At 35.9% G+C, this 7,667-nt stretch carries 14 protein-coding genes; 1 reads left to right on the top strand and 13 read right to left on the bottom strand.

The window, feature by feature from the left end; genetic code table 11:
- Positions 1-95: 95 nt before the first annotated feature.
- Genes C9J31_RS00900 through C9J31_RS00885 form a run of 4 tightly spaced genes read right to left on the bottom strand, consistent with a single transcriptional unit; the run spans position 96 to position 1,383 of the window.
- Positions 96-419 carry a DUF1827 family protein gene (locus C9J31_RS00900; RefSeq protein WP_107950995.1) on the bottom strand — a complete coding sequence of 108 codons (324 nt, stop codon included), beginning with the start codon at positions 417-419 and terminating at the stop codon, positions 96-98.
- Positions 420-473: 54 nt separating this feature from the next.
- Positions 474-758 carry a YhjD family protein gene (locus C9J31_RS00895; protein WP_338016389.1) on the bottom strand — a complete coding sequence of 95 codons (285 nt, stop codon included), beginning with the start codon at positions 756-758 and terminating at the stop codon, positions 474-476.
- Positions 751-1,095, bottom strand: a complete 345-nt coding sequence (locus C9J31_RS00890; protein ID WP_244854921.1) for a YolD-like family protein — start codon at positions 1,093-1,095, stop codon at positions 751-753. Before C9J31_RS00890 ends, C9J31_RS00895 begins: the two co-directional genes overlap by 8 nt.
- A gap of 9 nt (positions 1,096-1,104) precedes the next feature.
- The gene (locus tag C9J31_RS00885; protein ID WP_193767145.1) at positions 1,105-1,383 is read right to left on the bottom strand and encodes a YolD-like family protein; all 279 of its coding nucleotides are present in this window, start codon (positions 1,381-1,383) and stop codon (positions 1,105-1,107) included.
- Positions 1,384-1,859: 476 nt separating this feature from the next.
- Here C9J31_RS00885 and C9J31_RS00880 point away from each other — a divergent pair, with 476 nt between their 5' ends.
- On the top strand, positions 1,860-2,456 hold the full coding sequence (locus tag C9J31_RS00880; RefSeq protein ID WP_107950989.1) for a hypothetical protein: 597 nt from the start codon (positions 1,860-1,862) through the stop codon (positions 2,454-2,456).
- Between the two features lie 96 nt (positions 2,457-2,552).
- Here C9J31_RS00880 and C9J31_RS00875 read toward each other — a convergent pair whose 3' ends face one another.
- The 9 genes from C9J31_RS00875 to C9J31_RS00835 form a co-directional block, all read right to left on the bottom strand.
- Positions 2,553-3,233: a peptidoglycan recognition protein family protein gene (locus tag C9J31_RS00875; protein WP_107950987.1), complete on the bottom strand. Its 681-nt coding sequence runs from the start codon at positions 3,231-3,233 to the stop codon at positions 2,553-2,555.
- Positions 3,233-3,493 (bottom strand): phage holin, encoded by a 261-nt coding sequence (locus tag C9J31_RS00870; protein WP_107950985.1) that lies wholly within the window; start codon positions 3,491-3,493, stop codon positions 3,233-3,235. Before C9J31_RS00870 ends, C9J31_RS00875 begins: the two co-directional genes overlap by 1 nt.
- 14 nt (positions 3,494-3,507) lie before the next feature.
- Positions 3,508-3,756 carry a BhlA/UviB family holin-like peptide gene (locus C9J31_RS00865; RefSeq protein ID WP_107950983.1) on the bottom strand — a complete coding sequence of 83 codons (249 nt, stop codon included), beginning with the start codon at positions 3,754-3,756 and terminating at the stop codon, positions 3,508-3,510.
- A gap of 356 nt (positions 3,757-4,112) precedes the next feature.
- Positions 4,113-4,607 carry a DUF4376 domain-containing protein gene (locus tag C9J31_RS00860; protein WP_107950980.1) on the bottom strand — a complete coding sequence of 165 codons (495 nt, stop codon included), beginning with the start codon at positions 4,605-4,607 and terminating at the stop codon, positions 4,113-4,115.
- Complete coding sequence (locus C9J31_RS00855; protein WP_202973815.1) at positions 4,598-5,254, bottom strand: tail fiber protein; 657 nt, start codon at positions 5,252-5,254, stop codon at positions 4,598-4,600. Before C9J31_RS00855 ends, C9J31_RS00860 begins: the two co-directional genes overlap by 10 nt.
- Positions 5,254-5,802 carry a putative phage tail protein gene (locus C9J31_RS00850; RefSeq protein ID WP_107950978.1) on the bottom strand — a complete coding sequence of 183 codons (549 nt, stop codon included), beginning with the start codon at positions 5,800-5,802 and terminating at the stop codon, positions 5,254-5,256. The genes C9J31_RS00855 and C9J31_RS00850 overlap by 1 nt, the downstream gene beginning before the upstream one ends.
- The gene (locus C9J31_RS00845) at positions 5,795-6,886 is read right to left on the bottom strand and encodes a baseplate J/gp47 family protein (protein WP_107950976.1); all 1,092 of its coding nucleotides are present in this window, start codon (positions 6,884-6,886) and stop codon (positions 5,795-5,797) included. Before C9J31_RS00845 ends, C9J31_RS00850 begins: the two co-directional genes overlap by 8 nt.
- Positions 6,886-7,290 (bottom strand): DUF2634 domain-containing protein, encoded by a 405-nt coding sequence (locus C9J31_RS00840; protein WP_107950974.1) that lies wholly within the window; start codon positions 7,288-7,290, stop codon positions 6,886-6,888. The genes C9J31_RS00845 and C9J31_RS00840 overlap by 1 nt, the downstream gene beginning before the upstream one ends.
- Complete coding sequence (locus tag C9J31_RS00835) at positions 7,290-7,667, bottom strand: DUF2577 domain-containing protein (RefSeq protein ID WP_107951008.1); 378 nt, start codon at positions 7,665-7,667, stop codon at positions 7,290-7,292. The genes C9J31_RS00840 and C9J31_RS00835 overlap by 1 nt, the downstream gene beginning before the upstream one ends.

Below are 7,667 nucleotides of genomic sequence, written 5' to 3'. Positions count from 1 at the left end.
GGCATCATTTCGGCATCGTTTTTAAATAGCTTCCAACCAATTTATATCTATTATAGAAGAAAGTCACTCATTATTTTTAAATGAGTGACTTTTCTTTAGTTTGTAAGTGTATTAATTTCATCTTTATTGCGAATATGAACAACACCAGTTTCACTGACACGTATATTCACATCTGTAAGTTCTCTTTTTAAAATGTGTTCTATAGCATATCTAATTTCCCATTCTTTTACTTGGCCGTTTTCATTTGAAATACTTGCATGACTTGATTGTTTGTTTTCACTATGGATAACTACTGTTCCTTTACGCTCATAAACTTTAACCGTCCCTCCCATAAAACCAGAAGCGATTTTCACAACATCTACTCTTTCATTTGTTATATCCCGAAATGTTTTATTTGAAAATTTATATATTGTAGCCATGCTCATTCTCTCCCTAGGTTAAGTACTTAAACATTAATTCTTCAACTTGCGTCTTTAGTGCTTGCTTTGCGTATCTTCCCCAGCTGTTTTGACAATAACATCACTAAAGTATTCATCTATTTGAATCCACTTCACTACTTCTATTTTTTGCTTGGTAAGTATACGCTTTTTGTTGTAGTAATCGTTTCTTATATCTTTTAAAAGCCCATCAACGATATTAGTGTAGACTTTTGCCATTTTAAGGTTACCGAGCATATCGTAGTCATGTTGTAATGATTTAACTGCCATATCTAATAGGATAAATTCGTGTAAAAGCTTGCGTTGATCTCCATTAATCATCGGCGTCAACTAATTCTGCATTTTGGATTTTATCAAATGTAATTCTTTTAATGGCCGTTTCGGTTTCCAACAACAATTCTTTCTTATTTATATCTGTTCCTGTAATTAAACCGGTCTCATCATGTAGCTGGTTATTATCCCACAAAGTAAGTGTTACAAGCTTTTTCATTACAGTTACGCGTTGAATTGTTCGTTGTAATTCCTCTAGTTCCCATTCCACTAAATCACGTTTCTTTTCATAAAATTGCTCTTGTTTCCATTCTTTTATTTGAACTAAATGCTCTGGCAGCATCATAGCGGTCCATTTCATCGTTCCACGGTCATTTAACATCATCATCACTCTCCATTAATAATCGCATTCAGAAACGTTCAAAATATCTAGGAAATGCACCTTATGAATATCCATATATTTATCTTTAATGTGAATTAATTTAGTGTTTGCATCCATATTTGTGACCATACCAGTTAGTGGTTCATCTTTTTTATATACCGAAAAAACTTTGTACTTCTGTTCTTCTTTTGCTTCAGTTAGAGCATAAGCAATTTCTTCAAGCTCAAATTCATCGCGGTCTAAATGTTTAGGTTCCTTCTTTTTAGTCTTAGTTTCCTTTTTAGCTTTAGCCATTTTCATCTCTCCTCACCAAAATAGAACATTTGTTTGTTTTATTATAGAACTAACGTTCTTTATTTGGCAACAAAAAAAGAGCAGGCTCACAAGTTTTTTTGTGATTACCTGATCTTTTTTGTGTTAACTAACATTTTGACTATTACTATTCAATTTTAACAATATAAAAATAACTAAAAAAATAATAGAGAGTCCTAATGGAGCAAGTGTCACGAAATTAATTAATGCATTATTCATCTCAAACCATTTTAGAACAGGTCCTTCTTGTTCAAATACAAAATTTGGGTTCTCCAATATAAAAGCAATTCTATTTAATAAAACTAAAAAACAAAACACGAAAAAAGATAAAACACTGCAAATTAACATAAAAAACTCTTTTAAATTCATTTTATTCATTAAAACACCCTTTTACTTTTATATTATTATGATATACTAACATTTGTAAGAAATAGAAAATATTGGGAGGTATTAGTAAAATGAGAAAAATTTCTTTACTGCTTTTTGGAATAATATTGACATTATTGGTTTATGTTCCTAGTTTAGCAGAAGCAACCGAGGTATTTCAAGATGTAGATTATGAAGTTGGTAATACACCTGCAGTAGATTTATCCGAGGATAGTACAATGTACGAAGAAGAGTCTGTTGATGAAATAACGAATAGATTTGGTCCAACCAACATTACTTATAAAATCACTGATAAGAAAGTTGTAGGTAGAGGTTGGGGTGATTTCAGAAATGGACCTACAGGTACAGGTCCAGGAACATTAAGTATTAATCATTCAACTACTCTTAATCGCGAATTTACAAATACAATATCAGGAGAGTACCCAATAGGAGAAGCTAAAATTGGAGCATCACTAGGTGTAACAATTGGTAAAGCAAAAACTTACGGGACTACCTATACAATTACTCTTGCAAAGGGCGAAAAGAAAACAATTCAATTTCAACCCAAATATGTAGTATATGAAGTAACGCAAAGAATGTACGCGAATGGAATAGCTACAAACACTTACAAAAAGGCTAATGTTGTAGTATTTGAAGACTGGGATTACAGCTGGTATTCTAACAAATAAATGTTGTCACACATTGTAGCTGTATGATTAGATTTGCTTGATAGTACTATTTAATAATGACCAAGATGGCAATTAAGCTATCTTGGTCTTTGGTATTTATAAAGTTCGTTTAACCACCGAAATTAAAAGCCCTAGAGCTTCCCCATCTGTCATTGAACCTACTTTTTCGCTGTGGTCCACTTTTAAGATTCCTTGTTTATGAGCATCTTTCAGCAATGTTTTCAAATCGTCTTTAGCTGTTGATGTAAGTGTATTCACTTTTGGTTCCTCCTTTGGTTGTGTTGGTGTTGTTGGCTTCATAGCCTGTTCAATTCGTTTCAAGAAGCTATTCCAGCGACCCTCCACTCTTATGCGGTGCGGGCAATTCTTTTGGGACCAATAAAAATGTTGTTTCACTCTGTCTATGCCCCAACCATACCGTTTCAAAAGTTGAGCAATGTACTGTACTGCATTTTCTTCTGCAGCTGTATAGAGGGCACCACCACTTTTGCTGTAGCATATTTCAATACCGATTGATTGACGGTTACCAGCGCCTTGCCCATCGCCACAATGCCAAGCATTACGATTAAACGGAATACCTTGTATAACTTCTTTGTCATCCACAGCAATATGATAAGATACCTCGTTGTTGTTACTTAACATGTATTTAATTTCATTTGCTGCAGAAGCATCATTAGCCGTGTTGTGTACTGTGATAAACTGCGGTGTCATTCCGTATGGAGCTTTGATTCCGTACTTGCTGGATGGTAATAGGTTTTGTTTAAATGCGTAAGTCATTACAGCTCACCATCCTTTGGTTTGTCATATTTAAGTGCTTGAGTACTGTCAGATGCCCCTTGTGTCGTTGGGTCGATAATAATACCAAGTAGGCCTAGAATGCTTAGAACCGTTTCGGAAATAGCTGTAACTTGATTGTTGTAAATCGTAATATCGACATGAAAAATGCCCGCTATTTGATTAGCGAGCACGATAAGTAATGCAATTAATGACACCCAAAATTGTTTGTGTTGTAAACGTACTTTCCAGTTAATTCTCATATCAATATATCCTCCTAAAAAATGTGTTTTTCCATACGGTCCATACGCCCTTCAAGAGACGTTAAACTTTTACTGATTTCTTGCATTGCATTGGCTTGCTTTCCTTGCGCTACTGTTAAAGCTTCTAAATTATCAATCAGTTTTTGTTCACGCTTGGCCGAATTCCAAAAAACATAAACCACTAAACAAATACACAAAATCGACCAGACTACTTGTGAATTTGCTATCTGACTCGCTGTTGTTACTGTGGATACTGCATCCATTCCATCACCAATCCTTTGCCCTATTAAAATATAAAGCCATGAGAAGCTTCGAGAATCAGTAACATGTACCGTTATCCATCTCGATTGCTCTCATAGCGTTAAAAAATGCATAAAAAAATACACCCTAAATTGGTGTGTTTAAAACTAATGTTTATTCCACGGATTACCCTCATCATGTTCAATGCTTTTTTTACAATGATCTTTATCGACTATATCTAACAACTTACAAACAAACCTACATATCAGACAGTTTTGGTGCTTGCCCATTCTTGATGATAGTGTCTCGTCTGGATAACCGCCTAACACGGTATTTACAAATTGATCAATACTGATTAGCAAATTCCGTATATAGTGTTTTACCATACAATTGCATCCACTTCTATTATAGTTTTTGCATTCACAACTTGTTGTTCCAATGACCAGTACTTTGATTGTTGTAGCAACTTATGATTTTTTCCAGCATCGATTACATTCATAAAATCACTAGTTGTGAATACTTTTACACCTTTGTTTGTTTTCCAACTAATCTTCGATTGATCACCACTGACTATAAGGATTAATTGTTGTGTAAAATTCATTTGATCTAGCTCGTTGAAACCAAAATAAAAAGATTCACCATTCATTTCTACAGTGAACCCTTGAAAAATTGCAGTTTGACAATCAATTTTCAGTTCATTTATTTTATCAACCTTTTGTTCATTTAGAGATTTAACTTTTCTCCAACCATTTTGGGTTGTGTATTCCATCTCTTGTTTTTCTATAAGTGCACCCTCAGGCATATTTTCCATTTTACCGACATTTATAATCTCACCATCCAGCATTACAACATCTTTCAACTCTTTTATACCCATGTCAATGCCCTCCAGCCTGTATTACCAACTCCTGTTTTTTTACTGTATAATGTGCCGTTTACTTTATCTCGATATAAAGTACCGACGGATGCAATAATTACACCTTCTGGGCTTCCATTCCCAAATAGAATATCATCACTATTAGCTATTCTTTTCCATTTTGACCATCCGGTATAATCACTACTTCTGTAAAATATATTATCCGATTCTTGATATGGAGATGCTATTTGAAGTACTGATGTTTCCGAAATTGCATTTACTAGTAAAAAAAAGGACCGTAATGCATCGTTATTTGGCCTATTTTCTCCTTTGGCATGATAAAACCCGGATTTGACAATTGTGTTAAAATCGGATGTAACTTCAATTAGTTCTGCACCTAACCCAAATTTTTGAGGAAAATCAATTGCCTGTTTAACTGCTTTTGAAGTAGCAGCAAGATTTTCTGAATTACTATTTGTAGAATTAGAAAGTTGTACATGCCCTTTTTGTGATAAAGACGCATCTTTGTCCAAATGCATAGTAAGCGTTTCTTCTCTAGCCTTCATTTGGGCATCGATGATTTCCATATTGTCATTTTGGTCCTCGACATTGTAAAACTCATCAGGTAACGGCTTAATTAAATTATAATTTGTTGTATGATTAGGCATTATGGCAATACCTCCTCTCTTAATTGTTGATGCATATAAGATGATAACTGAGCATGTGTAAAGCGCGCTAGGGTACTGTGTTGGTTGTATCGTAATTGAACTGTTAAAGCCATGTTCTGAGGTGTTATGCGTTCTAGCATGATAACAACAGCATCAAACATACCTTTAACAGTCAATTCAATCTTTACACTTAGTGTCTTAGCTGCTACATCTCTTTTTACCTCATATTGGCCCTCACCTAGAAGGCTGTCCATCAGTTGCTTGAGCACTCTATACGTATATGGTGCTTGTTCTTGATAACGAGTTAAAATGCGAAACCTACGCGTTTCTATGGTGTCTGTTGCCGGCGCGTTCAATTTCAACATTTTCTCGTATCGGTCAGCACCTTGTTCGTTCGTAGATACCACAAATTGATTGTTTAACGTGTTTTCGATTTCTTGCCACAGCGCTTCAAGTATCGGATCTTCAACATTTGCTATTGCTACAATCTCTTTAATCTCATGAAGGAGAGTTGGTAAATAGGCAATAATATCAACCTCTCTAGCCACTTACAACACCTCGTTTTGGTATCGATTCAACATCTAATGCAATATTCGATTGAGCACCATTCAATTGTGTATTAGCAATATCAAGAACACCCGTTACTCCTAACAAACGGTATTCAATTTGCGAAACACGAACCACTACACCTGCGTTATCTTCCTCAAAACTATTTGCTTTGGCCCATTCTTCGGCTAGTTCTTTAAAATAGTCATCAATGACCTTTTGCACCTGAGCCTCTATATCAACCCATGTCCAGCCTGCTTGATAAGTGATATTCAACGTAACATTAATGACTGATTCACCCACACCAAATACGGTCACTACATGGTCAATAGGTGCAGTTCCGAAACCCTCGCCTTGATGTTCCAGTGGATCGACAGTTGTTTGCACCTCGTCAATTAGGGTTTGTGATGGTTTTTCGTACTGCGAGTTAATAATGACTAACTTAACTGTACCCCCACCGTTCCAAGCGCGGTAAACTCTAACACCACCCACACCAGGTAAGGCCCCAACCTTTTCTTTGTAATCGGCTCTGTTACCACCAAAAGCAGTAGATTCAAAACTGTTGAAATAGCGAGTGCGAAAGGCTTCTGTTTCTTCTTCGTCATCTCCTGGTACCAATACATCTGTTAAAACAGCCGTCTGCAAATTGTTAATATAGTTGATTGGTATTAGTTGCCCTGAGAATAAGTTGCCTATATTACCTGCTGTTTCGCATTGTAAAATGAATTGCCCCTGTGAGATTCGCTCAATAACTTCATAATTCAAGTCATCTAAACTAAATCGGCTACCAATTGGTACATCAATGTTGAATAAACCTTTTCTCTTGGCATAGGTAGCTTCATGTGGTTTTAGGCCACGTTCAGCAGAACGTCGAATCAAATACTCTCTTGGTGCAGTGTCAGCAAATACCATGTCGATAAGATTCTTCAATGTAAAAAGCATTTGAACTGTTTCAGCACTATTGGCTGCTGTTGCGTTATAGACTAATGAGGTAACCTCACGTTTATCAAGGGAATCGTCTACACCTGCGAGTTTCCGGGCCATCAGTTCTTCAAAAGTTGTGTCTAAATTAAATGGTTCTGCCATCAGTATTCCACCTCTTTCATTGTTGTGACTTCACCGAAAATGGTGTGAGCTGTGTATGCGACATGTACTTTACTTTTCTTAGTTGTCACTACAAATGAATCTACTTCATTTATCCGGTCATCTTGTAGCAAACATTCTTTAATGCGTCGAGGTACTTCGCTGGCAACGTATGATGTTGGTTTACCAAATAAATCTTTTGATTCGAAACCCGCATTCCATGTGTAGATAATGTGATCGTATCGTTCAACTGAGAGCATTAAAAAAATCGCTTGTTTCATGGCTTCAAGTTCATCTACAAAGCCAACACAGCGATTCTTATCATGTATTAATTTGTAATTCTTTGATGGTTCAATGACTTCCTCAAAATCGAGTGTCAATCCATCGTTTACGACCTGTGGAATCATCAAACCACCTCTTTATCGATTATTAAATATTGTTGTCCGCCATGCGCTCGTATCATGGTTACTTTGTCGCCATCAACAAGGCCATTATGGATTAAGAACTTCTTTCGCCCTTTATAGTCGTGATTATGAGAAGCGAACGATGCATCACCAGCACCACCAGAACGATTTTCAGTAACATGGTCCACTGTCATATCCACCTCATAATCCATGACAGCACGAGTCAATTTTAATTGTTCTTTTTTCAAAGTAAGCTTTTGGTCCACAAATACCTCTAAAGGCTCTACACTAATGACGGTGCCGTATACGATAGTACAAAGTTTTTGAGCATTCAATACACCCTGAACAATCTTTTGGAACTCAATTAAAATATCCTCCAT

Origin of the sequence: Lysinibacillus parviboronicapiens (assembly GCF_003049605.2) — a bacterium.
Classification (GTDB): Bacteria; Bacillota; Bacilli; order Bacillales_A; family Planococcaceae; genus Lysinibacillus; species Lysinibacillus parviboronicapiens.
This window is presented reverse-complemented; position numbering and strand designations above follow the sequence as displayed.

Excerpts from the sequence above, each read along its gene's own strand:
- C9J31_RS00900 (WP_107950995.1), bottom strand. The coding sequence starts at position 419 with ATGGCTACAATATATAAATTTTCAAATAAAACATTTCGGGATATAACA.
- C9J31_RS00895 (WP_338016389.1), bottom strand. The coding sequence starts at position 758 with ATGATTAATGGAGATCAACGCAAGCTTTTACACGAATTTATCCTATTA.
- C9J31_RS00890 (WP_244854921.1), bottom strand. The coding sequence starts at position 1,095 with ATGATGATGTTAAATGACCGTGGAACGATGAAATGGACCGCTATGATG.
- C9J31_RS00885 (WP_193767145.1), bottom strand. The coding sequence starts at position 1,383 with ATGGCTAAAGCTAAAAAGGAAACTAAGACTAAAAAGAAGGAACCTAAA.
- C9J31_RS00880 (WP_107950989.1), top strand. The coding sequence starts at position 1,860 with ATGAGAAAAATTTCTTTACTGCTTTTTGGAATAATATTGACATTATTG.
- C9J31_RS00875 (WP_107950987.1), bottom strand. The coding sequence starts at position 3,233 with ATGACTTACGCATTTAAACAAAACCTATTACCATCCAGCAAGTACGGA.
- C9J31_RS00870 (WP_107950985.1), bottom strand. The coding sequence starts at position 3,493 with ATGAGAATTAACTGGAAAGTACGTTTACAACACAAACAATTTTGGGTG.
- C9J31_RS00865 (WP_107950983.1), bottom strand. The coding sequence starts at position 3,756 with ATGGATGCAGTATCCACAGTAACAACAGCGAGTCAGATAGCAAATTCA.
- C9J31_RS00860 (WP_107950980.1), bottom strand. The coding sequence starts at position 4,607 with ATGGGTATAAAAGAGTTGAAAGATGTTGTAATGCTGGATGGTGAGATT.
- C9J31_RS00855 (WP_202973815.1), bottom strand. The coding sequence starts at position 5,254 with ATGCCTAATCATACAACAAATTATAATTTAATTAAGCCGTTACCTGAT.
- C9J31_RS00845 (WP_107950976.1), bottom strand. The coding sequence starts at position 6,886 with ATGGCAGAACCATTTAATTTAGACACAACTTTTGAAGAACTGATGGCC.
- C9J31_RS00840 (WP_107950974.1), bottom strand. The coding sequence starts at position 7,290 with ATGATTCCACAGGTCGTAAACGATGGATTGACACTCGATTTTGAGGAA.
- C9J31_RS00835 (WP_107951008.1), bottom strand. The coding sequence starts at position 7,667 with ATGGAGGATATTTTAATTGAGTTCCAAAAGATTGTTCAGGGTGTATTG.